General features: G+C 59.6%; 22 protein-coding genes. 16 read left to right on the top strand and 6 right to left on the bottom strand.

The window, feature by feature from the left end; translation table 11 throughout:
- The first annotated feature begins 6 nt into the window (after positions 1 to 6).
- From motD to PMI22_RS11280, 6 genes are all read left to right on the top strand, one after another.
- Positions 7 to 897 carry a flagellar motor protein MotD gene (gene motD / locus PMI22_RS11255; RefSeq protein WP_007946768.1) on the top strand — a complete coding sequence of 297 codons (891 nt, stop codon included), beginning with the start codon at positions 7 to 9 and terminating at the stop codon, positions 895 to 897.
- Between the two features lie 42 nt (positions 898 to 939).
- A complete protein-coding gene (locus PMI22_RS11260) occupies positions 940 to 1728 on the top strand; it encodes a ParA family protein (RefSeq protein ID WP_007946767.1) in 789 nt (262 codons plus the stop codon).
- Between the two features lie 27 nt (positions 1729 to 1755).
- Complete coding sequence (locus tag PMI22_RS11265; RefSeq protein WP_007946766.1) at positions 1756 to 2652, top strand: CheW domain-containing protein; 897 nt, start codon at positions 1756 to 1758, stop codon at positions 2650 to 2652.
- Positions 2653 to 2724: 72 nt separating this feature from the next.
- Entirely contained in the window at positions 2725 to 3210 is a 486-nt protein-coding gene (locus tag PMI22_RS11270; protein ID WP_007946765.1) for a chemotaxis protein CheW, read from the top strand.
- A complete protein-coding gene (locus tag PMI22_RS11275) occupies positions 3211 to 3603 on the top strand; it encodes a DUF2802 domain-containing protein (protein ID WP_007946763.1) in 393 nt (130 codons plus the stop codon).
- Between the two features lie 270 nt (positions 3604 to 3873).
- On the top strand, positions 3874 to 4395 hold the full coding sequence (locus PMI22_RS11280; RefSeq protein WP_007946762.1) for a hypothetical protein: 522 nt from the start codon (positions 3874 to 3876) through the stop codon (positions 4393 to 4395).
- A 127-nt stretch (positions 4396 to 4522) separates the two neighbouring features.
- On the opposite strand, the gene PMI22_RS11285 is transcribed toward PMI22_RS11280, so the two are convergent.
- Positions 4523 to 4852, bottom strand: coding sequence for an EscU/YscU/HrcU family type III secretion system export apparatus switch protein (locus tag PMI22_RS11285; RefSeq protein ID WP_007946761.1), 330 nt, complete (start codon positions 4850 to 4852; stop codon positions 4523 to 4525).
- On the bottom strand, positions 4849 to 6432 hold the full coding sequence (gene fliK, locus PMI22_RS11290) for a flagellar hook-length control protein FliK (protein WP_007946760.1): 1584 nt from the start codon (positions 6430 to 6432) through the stop codon (positions 4849 to 4851). Before fliK ends, PMI22_RS11285 begins: the two co-directional genes overlap by 4 nt.
- A 197-nt stretch (positions 6433 to 6629) precedes the next feature.
- Here fliK and ccmA point away from each other — a divergent pair, with 197 nt between their 5' ends.
- From ccmA to PMI22_RS11340, 10 genes are all read left to right on the top strand, one after another.
- Complete coding sequence (gene ccmA, locus PMI22_RS11295; protein ID WP_007946759.1) at positions 6630 to 7265, top strand: cytochrome c biogenesis heme-transporting ATPase CcmA; 636 nt, start codon at positions 6630 to 6632, stop codon at positions 7263 to 7265.
- On the top strand, positions 7262 to 7930 hold the full coding sequence (gene ccmB / locus PMI22_RS11300; protein ID WP_007946758.1) for a heme exporter protein CcmB: 669 nt from the start codon (positions 7262 to 7264) through the stop codon (positions 7928 to 7930). Before ccmA ends, ccmB begins: the two co-directional genes overlap by 4 nt.
- Positions 7931 to 8002: 72 nt before the next feature.
- Complete coding sequence (locus PMI22_RS11305) at positions 8003 to 8758, top strand: heme ABC transporter permease (protein ID WP_007946756.1); 756 nt, start codon at positions 8003 to 8005, stop codon at positions 8756 to 8758.
- Positions 8755 to 8931 (top strand): heme exporter protein CcmD, encoded by a 177-nt coding sequence (ccmD, locus tag PMI22_RS11310; protein ID WP_007946755.1) that lies wholly within the window; start codon positions 8755 to 8757, stop codon positions 8929 to 8931. Before PMI22_RS11305 ends, ccmD begins: the two co-directional genes overlap by 4 nt.
- Complete coding sequence (ccmE, locus tag PMI22_RS11315; RefSeq protein ID WP_007946754.1) at positions 8928 to 9383, top strand: cytochrome c maturation protein CcmE; 456 nt, start codon at positions 8928 to 8930, stop codon at positions 9381 to 9383. The genes ccmD and ccmE overlap by 4 nt, the downstream gene beginning before the upstream one ends.
- 3 nt (positions 9384 to 9386) lie before the next feature.
- Complete coding sequence (locus tag PMI22_RS11320; RefSeq protein ID WP_007946752.1) at positions 9387 to 11375, top strand: heme lyase CcmF/NrfE family subunit; 1989 nt, start codon at positions 9387 to 9389, stop codon at positions 11373 to 11375.
- Positions 11372 to 11908 (top strand): DsbE family thiol:disulfide interchange protein, encoded by a 537-nt coding sequence (locus PMI22_RS11325; RefSeq protein ID WP_007946751.1) that lies wholly within the window; start codon positions 11372 to 11374, stop codon positions 11906 to 11908. The genes PMI22_RS11320 and PMI22_RS11325 overlap by 4 nt, the downstream gene beginning before the upstream one ends.
- Positions 11905 to 12378, top strand: a complete 474-nt coding sequence (locus PMI22_RS11330) for a cytochrome c-type biogenesis protein (protein ID WP_007946749.1) — start codon at positions 11905 to 11907, stop codon at positions 12376 to 12378. The genes PMI22_RS11325 and PMI22_RS11330 overlap by 4 nt, the downstream gene beginning before the upstream one ends.
- Positions 12371 to 13573, top strand: coding sequence for a c-type cytochrome biogenesis protein CcmI (gene ccmI, locus PMI22_RS11335; protein WP_007946747.1), 1203 nt, complete (start codon positions 12371 to 12373; stop codon positions 13571 to 13573). The genes PMI22_RS11330 and ccmI overlap by 8 nt, the downstream gene beginning before the upstream one ends.
- 14 nt (positions 13574 to 13587) lie before the next feature.
- Positions 13588 to 13992, top strand: a complete 405-nt coding sequence (locus PMI22_RS11340; protein WP_007946745.1) for a hypothetical protein — start codon at positions 13588 to 13590, stop codon at positions 13990 to 13992.
- 56 nt (positions 13993 to 14048) lie between these two features.
- Here the strand turns inward: PMI22_RS11340 and PMI22_RS11345 are convergent, their stop codons facing one another.
- From PMI22_RS11345 to PMI22_RS11360, 4 genes are all read right to left on the bottom strand, one after another.
- A complete protein-coding gene (locus PMI22_RS11345; protein ID WP_033049366.1) occupies positions 14049 to 14624 on the bottom strand; it encodes a PIN domain-containing protein in 576 nt (191 codons plus the stop codon).
- Positions 14621 to 15088, bottom strand: a complete 468-nt coding sequence (locus PMI22_RS11350) for a helix-turn-helix domain-containing protein (protein ID WP_007946743.1) — start codon at positions 15086 to 15088, stop codon at positions 14621 to 14623. Before PMI22_RS11350 ends, PMI22_RS11345 begins: the two co-directional genes overlap by 4 nt.
- Positions 15089 to 15171: 83 nt before the next feature.
- Complete coding sequence (locus PMI22_RS11355; protein ID WP_007946742.1) at positions 15172 to 16059, bottom strand: LysR family transcriptional regulator; 888 nt, start codon at positions 16057 to 16059, stop codon at positions 15172 to 15174.
- Between the two features lie 144 nt (positions 16060 to 16203).
- Positions 16204 to 16923 carry an SDR family oxidoreductase gene (locus PMI22_RS11360; RefSeq protein ID WP_033049371.1) on the bottom strand — a complete coding sequence of 240 codons (720 nt, stop codon included), beginning with the start codon at positions 16921 to 16923 and terminating at the stop codon, positions 16204 to 16206.
- Between the last annotated feature and the right edge of the window lie 151 nt (positions 16924 to 17074).

The following is a 17074-nucleotide window of genomic DNA, read 5'->3' as shown; positions in this document are numbered from 1 at the left end:
TGGACCATGGCTCGTCGCAGGCAACCTGAAGAACATGTGAACCATGAACGCTGGCTCGTTTCCTATGCCGACTTCATTACGTTGCTGTTCGCGTTCTTCGTCGTCATGTACTCGATCTCGTCGATCAACGAAGGCAAGTACAAAGTCATCTCGCAAGCGTTGATCGGAGTCTTCACCGACGCGGATCGCTCCCTGAAGCCGATCCCGATCGGCGAAGAGCGACCGGTGACGGTGACACCGGCCAAGCCTTTGGTGAAGGACAGTGAGCAGGTCGATGCCGGTGTTGCCGGTTCCAGCGACCCGCTGAAAAGCATCGCCGATGACATCAGCGCGGCATTTGGTGATCTGATCAGCTCCAACCAGATGACCGTGCGTGGCAACGAGTTGTGGGTCGAGATCGAGCTCAATTCCAGCCTGTTGTTTGGCAGTGGCGATGCCATGCCCAGTGACATCGCGTTCAACATCATCGCCAAGGTTGCCGGGATTCTGAAACCGTTCGACAACCCGATTCACGTCGAAGGTTTTACCGACGATCAACCGATCCGCACCGCGCAGTACCCGACCAACTGGGAGCTGTCCTCGGCCCGTTCGGCGAGCATCGTGCGCATGCTGGCGATGCAGGGCGTAAACCCCGGGCGCCTGGCCTCCGTGGGTTACGGCGAATTCCAGCCGGTAGCCAACAACGCCACCGCTGAAGGCCGCGCACGCAACCGTCGTGTGGTGCTGGTGGTTTCGCGCAATCTCGATGTACGCCGCAGCCTGACCGGCACCGGTACCGCTCATGCGCAACCGGATGCCGCGTTGAAGCGTGCTGGCACACAAACTGCACCAACCCCGGTCAAGTCGCCGGGACGAGAGAGCGCCGTCAATTCTCCGTCACCCGCATTAACACGTTGAGCTATTTCTCGGTCGACACGTTCGACCGGGCGGAACCTTCGAATGAGAGTCTGGGCAGTTGCCAATCAAAAGGGTGGTGTTGGTAAAACCACTTCCTCTATCGCTTTAGCCGGTTTGTTGGCCGAGGCGGGCAAGCGCGTGGTCGTGGTCGATCTCGATCCGCACGGCTCCATGACCAGCTACTTCGGCTACGACCCCGACAGCCTGGAACACAGTAGCTACGATTTGTTCCTGCACAAGGGCGGCGTGCCGCAAGGTCTGCCCGGGCAGCTGTTGTTGTCCACCAGTCACGAAAGCATTTCGCTGTTGCCCTCCAGCACTGCGCTGGCCACGCTTGAGCGCCAGTCGCCGGGGCAGAGTGGGTTGGGCCTCGTCATTGCCAAGAGCCTGGCGCAGTTGTGGCAAGACTTCGATTACGCCGTGATCGACAGCCCGCCGTTGCTCGGCGTACTGATGGTCAATGCCTTGGCGGCGAGCCAGCAGTTGGTGATCCCGGTGCAGACCGAGCACCTGGCGGTCAAAGGCCTGGAACGCATGGTCAACACCCTGGCAATGATCAACCGCTCACGCAAGCAGGCGCTGCCGTTCACCATCATCCCGACCTTGTTCGACCGCCGCACCCAGGCCTCCCTCGGAACCTTGCGGGTGTTGCGCGACAAGTACCCGGAAGAAATCTGGCAAGGCTACATCCCGATCGACACCCGTTTGCGTGACGCAAGCCGGGCCGGGCTTACGCCCTCGCAGTTCGACGGCAAGAGCCGTGGCGTTCTCGCTTACCGCGCGCTGCTCAAGCATTTGCTGGCGCAGCAATCCGTTGCGCAGGTGGCTTGAGATGAACCTTGCTTGCGGAGCGCCTGAATGAATCGGCCAGTGAAGATCACCTCTCGCCCGCAACTGGCGCTGCAGACTTACCTGGACAGCTTGTTGCAGGACGCGACCGAGGAACTGGCGCCGTTCATCGAAGCTCGGGTCGAAGTGAGCGAGCCTGAAAGTATCCTGGACGAATTTCAGTTGGCGGTGCTCGAAGAACAGGCTCGCGATGCGCGCCCCGTGGCGGTGGTTGCAGCGCCTGTGGTTAAAGCGCCGGTGATAGCCCCTGTGATTGTCCCCGTGGCCACAGTGCCAGCGCCGGTCATGGAGGCACCGGCACCGGTCCTCGCGCCGGTATCGGCCATCGCACCGCTGCTCAAAACGTTGGTGCCGTCGGTCGTCGACGTTCACCTGCCACCGAGCAATACACCGCCTCCGGTACAGCCCGATGGTCGTCCTTCGTGGGCCGCTGAGCCCTTCGAATGCCTGTTGTTCGACGTCGCCGGGCTGACACTGGCGGTGCCATTGGTGTGCCTGGGCTCGATTTATTCCCTGGCGGGTCACGAGCTGACGCCGCTGTTCGGCCAGCCGGAGTGGTTCCTCGGGATCCTGCCAAGCCAGGCCGGCAACTTGAAAGTACTGGATACCGCACGCTGGGTCATGCCCGACCGCTACCGCGATGACTTCCGTCAGGGCTTGCAATACGTCATTTCGGTTCAGGGTTATGAGTGGGGGCTGGCGGTGCATCAGGTCAGTCGCTCATTGCGCCTGGACCCCAACGAAATCAAATGGCGCAGCCACCGTGGTCAACGGCCGTGGCTGGCGGGCACCGTGATTGAACACATGTGCGCGTTGCTCGATGTTTCCGCGCTGGCCGAGCTGATCGCCAGTGGCGGCGCAAAGCACCTGAGCAGTATTAAAAAGCCGGCTCACACACCAACATAAAAACACGCGACGGCAGTGATTGCCGACGCACAGGACACACACCGCCAGGGCGGTTTTTTGAGGGGTCAGGGTATGAATGATAAGGCGACGGCTGCAAAGGGTTCCGAAGATCCGATCCTGCAATGGGTAACCTTCAAGCTGGATAACGAAACCTACGGCATCAACGTGATGCGCGTTCAGGAAGTCCTGCGCTACACCGAAATCGCCCCGGTCCCGGGTGCTCCGAGCTACGTCCTGGGCATCATCAACCTGCGCGGTAATGTAGTCACCGTGATCGACACCCGTCAGCGCTTTGGCCTGATGAACGCCGAGATCAGCGACAACACCCGTATCGTCATCATCGAAGCCGACAAACAGGTGGTCGGGATCATGGTCGACAGCGTGGCTGAAGTGGTTTACCTGCGTCAGTCGGAAATCGAAACCGCGCCAAACGTCGGTAACGAAGAATCCGCCAAGTTCATTCAAGGCGTGTGCAACAAGAACAACGAACTGCTGATCCTGGTCGAGCTGGACAAGATGATGAGCGAAGAAGAATGGTCGGACCTGGAGAACATCTGATTGATTCTTGAGGTTGCGGTCATTGTCCTGTTCCTCTTCTGGGCAGGCACGCTGGCGATGTTTCTGGCGTACATACGCGGTCAACGACTGATCGCCGCACAACAGGCTCAGGGCGATGCGCTACGGGATCAGCGCATCAAAGACCTGGCCAAACGCGTGGAAAACTACCAGAGCGGCAACGTGCTCATGGGTGAAGACCTGCACGAACTGCGCGCGGTGGTCAGCCCGTTGCCGGACAAACTTGCTCAGCTGGAACAGCGCGACCCATCGAGTCTGTCGTTCGCCCAGGCGGCGCGACTGGTGGGGATGGGCGCGACTGTTGATGAACTGACGCAGTCCTGCGGGTTGACCCAGGCTGAGGCTGAGTTGATGCGCAAGCTTCACAAGAACTGAGATAGCCAATCGCGAGCAGGCTCACTCCCACATCTATAGTTGATCTTCAGTGAACACAAAATTTGTGCACACCAACGATCCAATGTGGGAGTGAGCCTGCTCGCGATGGCGTCCTCGAAACCTCAGTAATAATCCCCGCGTTCGGAGAAATCCTTCTCTACCTTGGATTTTTTCGGATTGCGCCGACTTGTGATTACCAGCCACCCTCGGTAACGTGATCGCCGCTGATAAACGACGCCTGTTTCAGACATTGCAGTGCCAAGGAGGCCTATGCTCGACATACTGCGTGGTACACCGCTATGGGTTTATGCAGTCTTTTTTATCCTGACTTACTACGGCGTAAGTGCGTGTTTCAAGGGGCATGAGTCGAAGAGGTCGTTGCAGATCACTCCGGCCATATTTGTTGCCATTTCCCTGATCTCGCTGAAGTTCTCCCAAGGAACTGCGATCCCGCTCTCGATGTATGCGCTGGGACTACTGGCAGGCTGGTTTCTGGCGTTGCGCTTTTACTCCTACCAAAGCGTAGAACGCGATGGGGACCGCCTACTTTTGGGCGGCACTATCAAAGTATTGATGGTGTATTGGTGTTTCTTTGCCTGGCGTTATTACAACGGATACCAGACGGCCATGCATCCGGAAATGGCTGAGGCCGTGTCGGCGGTGGCATGGTCAGCATTGGGGGCCGGCCTGATCAATGGCTTGATTGTCGGTCGCAGCCTCAGGCTTTTGCGTTTTTTCAAAACTGAGGGCGAGACGACGGTGGCGCTGGCGGACAAATTGCCTAAGAACTGATTTTTGCGATTTGGCTGGGTTTGTTATCGCGAGCAGGCTCGCACAGGTATCGTAGTAGAACACAAGATGTGCGAACGCCACCGAACCCTGTGGGAGTGAGCCTGCTCGCGATGGCGTCCTCGAAACCTCAGTAATCATCCCCGCGTTCGGTAATGTCCTTCTCAACCATTACCCCCTCCGACTCATGCCCCACTGGAAACTTGCCCTTCAAATTCCACGCAAACGCAATAATCTCGGCAATCGTGCGGTACAACTCCTCAGGAATACTGTCCCCCAATTCCATCCGCGCCAGCAGCTTCACCAACTCGGCGTTTTCGTAGATCGGCACTTCGCATTCGCGGGCAATCTTCAGAATGGCTTCGGCCAGTGCTTCGTCACCTTTGGCCGTGAGGGTAGGGGCGTGGGTGCCGTCGTATTTGAGGGCGATGGCCTGGCGTGGGGCGTTGGAGTTATTCATGCGGTTTCGTCGACCCAGCGTTGTTCGAGACGGGTTTGTGGGCCTTGTGGCGGTTTCCCGAGATGGCAATCCAGATCGCCGACGTTCAGGCCCGATGCCAGCAGCCGTTCGCGCAGTGCAGCCAGATTACTTTCAATCAGGCTCGCGGTGTACGGGCGTTCGGCCCACAGCTGGCTGGAGAGGCTGCCCTTGATCAGTTGCGCCTGAATCTGCATCGGGCCTAGCGGTTCCATGTCGAACGCCAGGTCGACGCGCCACAGTGGCTGTTTCGGCTCACGTTCGTCGCGACGTTCATGCGGTTGTTCTTTCTCGGGGGCTTCTTCGCGCTGGAACTTGACCTGCAACGGCACAATGTCCTGCAGGTTGCGCATCGGGATTTCCAGCTGCCAGGTGCTGAGCAGGCGACCGTCGTCCGTGACGCCGGTCTGTTCAAGGCTTGATAGCTGATGGCTTTGCAGGCGCGAAACCGCCGCCGCAGCCAAACGCAGCAAGTGCTCCAGATCGCCTTCGCCGTCCTGGCTTTGCAGGTGGCGCTCGGGCAGCGGGAAACTGGTGGGCAGCGGTTTGGCGCTGACCTGGCCGAGCATGCCGAGGGCGCTGCGCACGAAACTCGGCATTGCCTGCATCAGCGTGTTGGCGGCGATGAGTGCATTGAGGTTGGTGTTGGCCGGCAGCCCCGGTGTCAGCTGTGCGATCAGCTTGAGCAAATCGCCCTTCATATCGGGGGCCAGTGTCGGATTCGGTGCGGCCAGCAGTTTCGCTTCGAGGAACAAGCCACTGTTGGCCAGTGCTTGAGCCAGGCCCTTTGGCGTGCTCAGTTGCTGAACATCCGGCAGGCCGGCGAGCAGTTTTTCGACGGCTGCGCGTAGATCGTTGGAGGTCGGGTCTGACGACGGCGGTGTCGGCAGATTTTGCAGGGCTTGGATCAAACCATCCAGGGAACCTTGACGGCTTTGCTGGCTGACCAGTTGTTGCGTCACCGCCAACTGTTCCTGGCGGTTGCTGAGCGGGACGAATTTCAGTGTCTGGGTGTCTTGCACCATTGCGCTCAACAAGGTGCCGATACGCAGCGGTGTGGGGCTGTCGATGCTCAGCGTGCTGCCGCTCAGTGCCGTATTCAGCAAACTCACCATCGAGCGGAAAGCTGTCGGCTGTCCCGGCATCTGTGGCAGCACCTGCGAGGTCAGTACTTTGCCTTGCAGCAAGGTGCCTACCGGTAGCTGCGCCGTGTCGATGCGGGTGAGGGTGGCGACGCTTGTGGCGATGGCCTGTTGCACGATGATGGACAGATTGCTCGCCGACGGTTGAGTGATCGCCAGGCTGGTGCCTTGGGGCAGCGGTTGAGTGCTGATGGCCTGGACCGTGGTCTGGCGACCGCTCTCGAGGGTGACTTTGAGCAACAGTTGAAAGGTCTCATCCATCTGCTTGAGCGACAGCACTTCAGCCTTGGCGGTCTGCCCGACAGCGATCAAACCTTCCATTGGCGTCAGCAACTTCAGCGGCTCGCCATTGACCACCAACGGCCGCGAAGGCGCGAGCGTGGTTTGCGGCAATGGGAGGATGTTCATTTCGCCTGTCATACGCGGTCACAACCTGAGGAAATTGCACTCTTTAGAGTAGGGCATGGCATGTATAATGCCGCCCGTCTTTCGGGGAGTCGGGAAAACATTGCAATTGTTTGACGCAGCTCTCTAGAACAAGCCGCCAATGCATCTATGCTGCATCTCTTTAGCGGCTGCTTCGCCGCCGACTTGAACCGCAAAAGGCCCGTGATCCCTTGACCAGCCCTGTCCTGCAAACCGTTGCCCTCGCTTGTGAGCGAGACCTTCGGCTGCTCTTCGAAAATCTCGATTTGAGACTGGCCAGTGGCGAAATGGTACAAATCAGCGGCCCCAATGGCAGTGGCAAAACCAGCCTGTTGCGCCTGTTGTGTGGCCTGATGCAGCCGACCGCCGGTCAAGTGCTGCTCAACGGCCAGCCACTGCATGAACAACGTTACGAATTGGCGCGCAATCTGCTGTGGATTGGTCATGCCGCCGGCATCAAGGAACTGCTGACCCCCGAGGAAAACCTCAGCTGGCTCTGCGCCCTGCATCAACCGGCGTCCCATGAAGCCATCTGGCAGGCATTGGCGGCTGTGGGGTTGCGCGGTTTCGAGGATGTTCCCTGCCACACGCTGTCTGCCGGCCAGCATCGTCGTGTGGCGCTGGCGCGGCTGTACCTGGACAGCCCGTCGCTGTGGATTCTCGACGAACCGTTCACCGCGCTCGACAAACAAGGCGTGGCACAGCTCGAAGAACACCTGGCCGCCCACTGCGAGCAGGGCGGCATGGTCGTGTTGACCACGCACCACACGCTGACCCGGATGCCGGCCGGCTATCGCGACATTGATCTGGGGAATTGGGCCGTATGAGTGTTTTCGGCCTGTTGGTCGCCCGTGAGGCACGCTTGCTGTTCCGCCGTCCTGCGGAACTGGCCAATCCGCTGGTATTCTTCGCCATCGTGGTGGCGCTGTTTCCATTGGCGGTGGGCCCCGAGGCTCAATTGTTGCAAACCTTGTCTCCGGGACTGGTCTGGGTCGCGGCACTTTTATCGGTTTTGCTCTCGCTGGACGGGCTTTTCCGCAGTGATTTCGAAGATGGCTCCCTTGAACAGTGGGTCCTTTCGTCGCACCCTCTGCCTCTTCTGGTTTTGGCCAAGGTACTGGCACACTGGGCCTTCTCTGGCCTGGCACTGGTTTTGCTCGCACCACTGCTGGCATTGATGCTCGGTCTGCCTGCCGCTTGTCTGCCGGTGTTGCTGCTTTCTTTATTGCTGGGTACACCGGTGCTGAGCCTGCTCGGTGCGGTGGGCGCAGCCCTGACGGTGGGATTGAAACGCGGTGGCCTGTTGCTTGCACTGTTGATTCTGCCGCTGTACATCCCGGTGTTGATTCTCGGCAGTGGCGCCTTGCAGGCAGCCTTGCAGGGTATGCCGGCGACTGGTTATCTCTTGTGGCTTGGTAGCCTGACCGCCCTGGCGATAACCCTGACACCGTTTGCAATAGCCGCTGGCCTGAAGATCAGCGTCGGCGAATAATGAGGTCTGGTTAAAATTTAACCAGTAAAGACCCAGCTCTTCACAGCGAAGGGCAACCGTGATGGAAACAGTATGAACTGGACGTGGTTTCACAAGCTCGGCTCGCCCAAATGGTTTTACGGTATCAGTGGCAAACTGCTGCCCTGGCTGAGCGTCGCGGCGTTGCTGCTGATCGGCGTGGGTGTCGTTTGGGGCCTGGCCTTCGCGCCGCCCGACTACCAGCAAGGCAACAGCTTTCGCATCATCTATATCCATGTTCCCGCCGCGATGCTGGCGCAGTCCTGCTATGTGATGCTGGCCGTGTGCGGCATTGTCGGGCTGGTCTGGAAGATGAAACTGGCCGACGTCGCCCTGCAATGCGCGGCGCCCATCGGTGCCTGGATGACCGCCGTGGCGCTGGTCACCGGCGCGATTTGGGGCAAACCGACCTGGGGTTCGTGGTGGGTCTGGGATGCGCGACTAACGTCCATGCTGATTCTGCTGTTTCTGTACTTCGGTCTTATTGCGCTGGGCAACGCCATCAGCAATCGTGACAGTGCCGCCAAGGCCTGCGCGGTGCTGGCGATTGTCGGCGTGATCAACATTCCGATCATCAAATACTCGGTGGAGTGGTGGAACACCCTGCACCAGGGCGCGACCTTCACCCTCACCGAAAAACCGGCGATGCCGGCCGAGATGTGGCTGCCTCTGTTGCTGACGGTGCTGGGCTTCTACTGTTTCTTCGGCGCGGTCCTGTTGCTGCGCATGCGCCTTGAAGTGCTCAAGCGCGAAGCGCGCGCCAGCTGGGTCAAGGCCGAAGTACAGAACAGTCTGGAGGCCGCTCGATGAGTTTTGCTTCATTCGGCGACTTCCTCGCCATGGGCCATCACGCCCTGTATGTCTGGTCAGCCTATGGCATCTGCCTGACGGTGCTGGCCCTCAACGTGGCGGCGCCGCTCCTGGCCCGCAAGCGGTATCTGCAACAAGAGGCGCGTCGTTTGCGCCGGGAGAACGGCAAGTGAATCCGCTGCGCAAAAAGCGTCTTATCATCATTCTCGCGATTCTGGTAGGTGTCGGCTCGGCCGTCGGCCTGGCCCTGAGTGCCCTGCAGCAGAACATCAATCTGTTTTATACCCCGACCCAGATAGCCAACGGCGAAGCGCCGCTGGATACGCGCATCCGTGCGGGCGGTATGGTCGAGAAAGATTCGCTGCAACGTTCCGGCGACTCGCTGGACGTGAAATTCATTGTTACCGACTTCAATAAATCCGTGACCATTACCTATCGCGGCATTCTTCCGGACCTGTTCCGCGAAGGGCAGGGCATTGTCGCCCTGGGGAAACTCAACGCCGACGGCGTGGTAGTGGCTGACGAGGTGCTGGCCAAGCACGATGAAAAGTACATGCCGCCGGAAGTGACCAAGGCCCTGAAAGACAGCGGCCAGTCGGCACCCACTCCCGCCAAAGAGGGCTAACCGATGACATCTGGAATCTTTATCCCTGAACTGGGCCACCTGGCCATGATCCTGGCGCTGTGTTTCGCGCTGGTTCAGGCCGTGGTGCCGCTGCTGGGTGCCTGGCGCGGTGACCGCTTGTGGATGAGCCTGGCCCAGCCGGCCGCGTGGGGGCAGTGTGCTTTTCTGGTGTTTGCCTTCGGTTGCCTGACGTACGCGTTCATGACCGACGACTTCTCGGTCGCCTACGTCGCCAGCAACTCCAACAGTGCCTTGCCGTGGTACTACAAATTCAGCGCGGTGTGGGGCGCGCACGAAGGATCTTTGCTGTTGTGGGCATTGATTCTGGGTGGCTGGACCTTCGCGGTATCGGTGTTCTCCCGACAGTTGCCACAAGTCATGCTGGCGCGGGTCCTGGCTGTGATGGGCATGATCAGCACCGGTTTCCTGCTGTTCCTGATCCTCACGTCCAACCCGTTCAAGCGCATCCTGCCGCAAATGCCCACCGATGGCGCTGACCTCAATCCATTGCTGCAAGATATCGGCCTGATCGTTCACCCGCCGATGCTGTACATGGGCTACGTCGGCTTCTCGGTAGCCTTCGCCTTCGCCATCGCGGCACTGATGGGCGGTCGCCTTGATGCGGCGTGGGCGCGCTGGTCGCGTCCGTGGACCATCGTCGCCTGGGCGTTCCTGGGTATCGGCATCACCCTCGGCTCGTGGTGGGCGTACTACGAGCTTGGCTGGGGTGGCTGGTGGTTCTGGGACCCGGTCGAAAACGCTTCCTTCATGCCGTGGCTGGTGGGCACTGCGCTGATTCACTCGTTGGCGGTCACGGAAAAACGTGGCGTGTTCAAGAGCTGGACCGTGTTGCTGGCCATTGCCGCGTTCTCTTTGAGCTTGCTCGGTACGTTCCTCGTGCGTTCCGGCGTACTGACCTCGGTTCACGCGTTTGCGTCCGACCCCGAACGCGGTGTGTTCATCCTGATCTTCCTGCTGTTTGTAGTCGGTGGCTCGCTGACGCTGTTCGCCCTGCGCGCACCGGTGGTCAAGAGCCAGGTGGGTTTCAACCTCTGGTCCCGGGAAACCCTGCTGCTGGGGAACAACCTGGTACTGGTGGTGGCGGCTTCGATGATCCTGCTGGGTACCTTGTACCCGCTGATTCTGGATGCGATGACTGGCGCCAAGCTGTCGGTCGGCCCACCGTACTTCAACGCGTTGTTCATACCGTTGATGGCGTTGCTGATGGTGGTGATGGCGGTCGGCATGCTGGTGCGCTGGAGGGACACCCCGGTCAAATGGCTGATGAGCATGCTCACCCCGGTGTTGCTGGGCAGCGCTGCATTGGCTGTGATTGCCGGTGTCGCTTATGGCGATTTCAACTGGGCAGTCATCGCGACCTTCATGCTTGCGGCCTGGGTGTTGTTGGCCGGTGTGCGTGACATTGTCGACAAGACTCGCCACAAGGGCCTGATCAAAGGCTTGCCAACCCTGACTCGCAGCTATTGGGGCATGCAGATCGCTCACCTCGGCATCGCCGTGTGCGCCCTCGGTGTCGTGCTGTCGAGCCAGAACAGTGCCGAGCGAGACCTGCGCCTGGCTCCGGGCGAGTCCATGGATCTGGGCGGTTATCAGTTTGTTTTTGAAGGCGCCAAGCACTTCGAAGGCCCGAACTTCACCTCCGACAAGGGCACCGTCCGGGTGATCAAGGGCGGCAAGGAAGTCAGCGTGCTGCACCCGGAAAAACGCCTCTACACCGTGCAGAACTCGGTGATGACCGAAGCCGGGATCGACGCCGGTTTCACCCGCGATCTCTACGTCGCCCTCGGCGAACCGCTGGGTGATGGCGCCTGGGCCGTGCGCGTTCACGTCAAACCGTTCGTGCGCTGGATCTGGTTCGGCGGCCTGCTGACCGGCTTTGGCGGGTTGCTGGCGGCGCTGGATCGACGTTATCGGGTCAAGGTGAAAAGCCGCGTGCGTGAAGCACTGGGCATGACGGGAGCCGCTGCATGAGACGTTGGTTGATGCTGTTGCCACTGGCGATTTTTCTGGTAGTGGCTGTTTTCCTTTATCGCGGTCTGTACCTCGACCCGGCCGAGTTGCCTTCGGCGATGATCAACAAGCCGTTCCCCGAGTTTTCCCTGCCGAACGTGCAGGGCGACAAGACCCTGACCAAGGCTGATATTGTGGGTAAACCAGCGCTGGTCAATGTCTGGGGCACCTGGTGCATTTCCTGCCGGGTCGAGCACCCGGTGCTGAACAAACTCGCCCAGCAGGGCGTGGTGATCTACGGCATCAACTACAAGGACGTCAACGCTGATGCCTTGAAGTGGCTGGAGGAGTTTCACAACCCGTACCAGCTGGACATCCGCGACGATGCGGGTTCCCTTGGCCTGAACCTCGGCGTGTACGGCGCGCCGGAAACCTTCTTCATCGATGCCAAAGGTGTCATCCGCGACAAGTTTGTCGGCGTGATCGACGAGCAGGTCTGGCGCGAAAAACTGGCCGCCAAGTATCAGGCGCTGGTCGATGAGGCCAAGCCATGAAGCGCTGGATAGCCGCTGTGGTATTGGGCTTGAGCATGGCCGGCATGGCGCACGCCGCCATTGATACCTACGAGTTCGCCAAAGAAGGTGATCGCGAGCGTTTTCGCGAGCTGACCAAAGAACTGCGTTGCCCCAAGTGCCAGAATCAGGACATCGCCGACTCCAACGCGCCGATCGCCGCCGACCTGCGCAAAGAAATCTTCCGCATGCTCGGCGAGGGCAAGGACAATCAGCAGATCATCGACTTCATGGTCGACCGCTACGGTGATTTCGTCCGCTACAAACCGGCACTCAACGCCAAGACGGCACTGCTCTGGTTCGGCCCCGCCGGCCTGTTGCTGGGCGGTTTTGTGATCATCGCCGTGATCGTCCGCCGTCGTCGCGTACAACGCGCTGCAACCCCGGACGCGCTTTCTGCCGAGGAGCGTGAGCGCCTCGACCACCTGTTGGATAAATCCAAGAATGATTGATTTCTGGCTCGCTGCAGGTCTGCTACTTCTGGTTGCCCTGAGTTTTCTGTTGATCCCGGTTCTGCGTGGTCGTCGCGCTCAACTTGAAGAAGATCGTACCGCCCTGAACGTCGCGCTGTATCAGGAGCGCGTGGCTGAGTTGCAAACTCAGCTGGAAGAAGGCGTGCTCGATGCCGCGCAAATGGACACCGGCCGTGCCGAAGCGGCCCGTGAGCTGCTCGCCGACACCGAAGGCGTTGCGGCACCCCGAGTGGCTCGCCTGGGCAAGCCGTTGCCATTGCTGGCGGCGGTACTGGTTCCGGTGCTCGGCCTTGGCCTGTACCTGCATTTCGGCGCCAGCGACAAAGTCGAACTGACCCGCGAATTCGCCCAGGCGCCACAGTCGATGGAAGAGATGACTCGTCGTCTGGAGCGCGCCGTCGCGGCCCAGCCGGATTCGGCTGAAGGCCTGTATTTCCTCGGTCGCACGTACATGGCTCAGGACCGTCCCGGCGACGCAGCGAAGATCTTCGAGCGCACGGTGAACGTGGCCGGTCGTGAACCGGAACTGCTCGGCCAGTGGGCTCAGGCCCAATACTTCGCTGATGGCAAAAAATGGTCGGACAAAATTCAGGCATTGACCGACGAGGCTTTGAAAGCCGATCCGAAAGAAGTCACCAGTCTGGGCCTGCTCGGCATCGCGGCGTTTGAAAGCCAGCGTTATCAGGACGCCATTGACTATTGGAACCGCCTGCTGGCGCAACTGCCGCCCGAGGACAGCTCCCGTGGCGCACTGGAAGGCGGTATCGCCAAGGCCACCGAGAAACTCGAAGCCGGCGGTGGCAAGGTTGCCCAGGCGCCTGCCGCCAAACACGCAGCGTTGCTGAAAGTCACCGTAGACCTGGCGCCAGCGCTCAAATCCAAGGTCCAGCCGGGCGACAGCGTATTCATCTTCGCCCGCGCCACGTCAGGCCCACCCGCACCACTGGCGGCCAAACGCCTGACCGTGGCCGATTTGCCGGTGACCGTCGAACTGGGTGATGCCGACGCCATGATGCCGCAGTTGAAACTGTCGAACTTTCCTGAAGTCCAACTGGTTGCGCGCATCTCCCGTGCCGGCCAACCGACTGCCGGTGAATGGATCGGTCGCAGCCAGCCCCTGGCCAGCAGCACTACCGCGCCGCAGACACTGACCATCGACAGCCCGGATAAATAACAGGAAAACGCCCCATGACCGCTATTGCCCGTATCACCCTGCTCAGTCTGGTTTTGGGGTTAAGCGCATGTGCGGTCCAGCCGCCGGAGCGCGAGTCGCCACAGCCGATTCCGCCGTCGCAGCCAAGACCTACACCGTCGCCAACACCTGCGCCAGGCAAACCGTCTATCCCGGCCAAGCCCGCCAAACCGATGCCTCGCACCTCCGCCAGCTTCGCACCGCCACCGGGTGGCAACAGCCATTGGGATGCCAAGCTCGGCGTCTATGTGCTGGAGGATCAGACCAACACCTTCTACCGCCAGCGCACCTACTACCGCTGGAACAACGGCTGGAGCCGCTCGATCAGCCCGGATGGGCCGTGGGAAGACACGGATATTCACGGAGTCCCGGGTGGTTTGGGGCGGCAGTTCGGGCAGTAAATGGAAACGGCGATCTCAGGATCGCCGTTTTGTTGTTTGGTCTGTTTGAAATCGAGTCACAGAATTGCCTTGTAGGGCAACAGCGCCTTGACTGATTTGATTAGCCCCTGACGACACAGAAGATCCAGATAGGTGCCGACATCCAGTGGCGGCATCTTCAGCTGCTTCCTTTGTCGCTGTGCTGCCCCAACTACTGCGGCGGAATCCAGGTCGAAAAGGTTGCTGACGAACTCGTCAGGATGCTGCGCCTCAATACCGAAAGGGAACAACGCGCAGCGAGGAAAGTCTTTTTGATTGAACGTGACGATGACGCTGGCGTTGCAACAAATGGCGGCCGCCAACACATGTCGATCGTCAATATCAGGCAATGTCAGTCCTTCGATCAGTTCCTCGTAACCCGTTACGCTAGCGTCGGGTAATGCCAGATTCATCAGATCTGAAGTGCGATCCAGTTGTTCAGCGCTCAGGTCTGGACGGTTTTTGAGCAGATTGCGTTTCCATTCATTGTGTATCTCTGCAGACCACTTCGCTCTGAAATGACCTGAGAGCGCAAGCCACATCAGAAAATCTCTCAAGGGAGCGGGGTACAAAACACAGGCGTCATATACAGCGGTAAAAGAGGAATGCCTCACTCGTATCCTGTCCTTAACGCTTGTGCCTGCTCCGCGAGAAGCGTCATTGCTTGCTCGCTGGCAGTGTCGCGCCGGTTTTTATAGTCCATCAAATCGGCAAATCGCACACGTCGGTGCTTGCCGGTTTTGTGGTAGGACAAGTCGCCGGATTCGAGCAGTTTGATCAGGTGCGGACGTGAGACGTTGAGCAGGTCGGCCGCTTCCTGGGTGGTGAGTTCGGCGTGAACCGGAACCACTTTGACGGCATTACCCGCCGCGAGCTCAGCCAGGATATCGACCAGCAACCGGAGTGCCGAGGTGGGCAGCTCGACGGTGTGAGCTTCGTTACGCTCATCAAAAATCTGGATGTGCTGGGTTTCGAATTGAGTTGCCAGATAGGCCGCCAAGGCGCGCTGACCCTCGATGGCAGCTTTAACTTCGCGCTCCATAGGCAAGGTGATTGCAGTGTGGATGACAGGTGACATGGCGGTTTCCAATATTCTGAATAATCGAAGCTGGCAGGCTATTCGAATTAATCGAAAATCGCAATAAACGAAACGTGTGGGTTTCAGGTCTCGTTTGTCAGCAACCCCTGCACATACTCCACAAACGCCCGAGCCTTCGCGCTGGCCTTTCTTCCGGTAGGAAACACTGCCCACAAATCCTGGTTCGGCAGTGTCCAACCCGTCATCACTTCCCTGACAGCACCACTGGCCAGTTCCGGGGCAAACATCCATTCGGAGGCCATGGTCAGCCCCAGGTGGGCGAGGACTGCTTCACGCAAGCCTTCGGCGGCACTGACGCGAATTCGGCCGCTGATGATCACGGCCTGCTCTTCGGACTCGTTGCGAAATTGCCAATTGGCACCGCCGCCCAATGCGTAGATCAACGCCTGGTGTTTGCCCAGGTCAACCGGGCAGGTGGGTTCGCCGTGTTTTTCGAAGTAGGCCGGCGTACCCAGCACAACGCGTCGGCATTCAGCGATTTTGCGGGCGGTGAGACCGGAGTCATTCAAGGCGCCCATGCGCAGGGCGATGTCGATGCCTTCTTCGACCAGATTGATGTTGCGGTCGTCGAGCATCAGGTCGATGTTGAGGCCCGGGTTTTTATCAAGGAAAGGCCCGAGGTGCGGCACGATGTGCAGTCGGCCGAAGGTTACGGCGGCGCAGATCCGCAGGTTGCCGGTGAGCCCGCTGGCGGCACCGCGCGCGGCGTTGTCGGCCTCGTCGGCTTCTTCAATGGCACGCTTGGCGCGTTCGAAAAATGCCAGGCCCGCCTCGGTGGGCGTCAGGCCTCGGGTCGAGCGCAACAGCAGTCGCACGGCCAGGCGTGATTCCAGTTGCGCAATGGTTTTCGACACGGCGGGCTGGCCGATATTCAGGCGCCGGGCGGCGGCGGAAAATGAGCCTGTTTCCACGACGAAGACAAAAGTTTCCATTGCAGCGAGACGGTCCATTCGAAGCCCTTGTGCAGTCTGATGCCTTTTGGAAATCCCCTGAGTGAGCCTGCTCGCGACGAGGTCCTGACATCTAATAACGATGTTGGCTGTCAGGGCCTCATCGCGAGCAGGCTCACTCCTACAGGGGGGTTGTGTTGTTGGTTAGAACGCGGCTTTGCCGATGGACGCACCGCCATCGACAAACAAAGTCTGCCCGGTAATAAACCCGCTCTGCTCGGACAACAGAAACGCAATCGCCGCCGCGATCTCTTGCGGCTGTCCCAGACGCCCCATCGGCACGCCCGCCAGATACCGCGCTTCACCTTCGCTACCCGGCGGGTTGTTGGCGCGGAACAATTCAGTTTCAGTCGGCCCCGGCGCAACCGCGTTCACCGTCACACCGGTTTGTGCCAGTTCCAGCGCCCAGGAACGCGTAAAGCTGATCAACGCTGCTTTGGCCGCCGCATACGCGGTGCGTTGGGTGATCCCGAGTACGGTCAGACTCGAAATGTTCACCACCCGACCCCAACCCTTGGCGCGCATGTTTGGCAGTAGCGCCTGAGTGGCCTGCAACGCCGAATGGAGATTGACCCGCATCACATCGTCGAACGTATCCAGATCAATTTCACCCAGCACCTGCGGGCGTACCACACCGACGTTGTTCACCAATCCATCAAATTCGTACGTCCTGGCCAAGTCCGCCAAGACTTCCTGAGTCAGCGCTCTGTCACTCAAATCCAGCGGAAACAAAATGCCGGGGAACGTCAGGTCAGGCGTTCGGGCAATCCCGACGACTCGATGCCCGGCACGATCCAGGTGCTCGGCCACCGAGCGACCAATGCCTTTGCTGGCGCCAGTGATGAGAAAGGTACGACGTGTCATTTCACACTCCTTGAAACACATGCCGCGGGTCAGGCGACATTTGATCGGTTTGCCGCGAATCGCATCCAGCATCGCTTCAGGCTCAGGACGCTGAGTGTAATCCGGGTTGACCTCGGCTTCGAATCACGCTGAGCGAAAGTATTCATTCTTG

Source organism: Pseudomonas sp. GM21 (assembly GCF_000282215.1).
GTDB lineage: Bacteria > Pseudomonadota > Gammaproteobacteria > Pseudomonadales > Pseudomonadaceae > Aquipseudomonas.
This window is presented reverse-complemented; position numbering and strand designations above follow the sequence as displayed.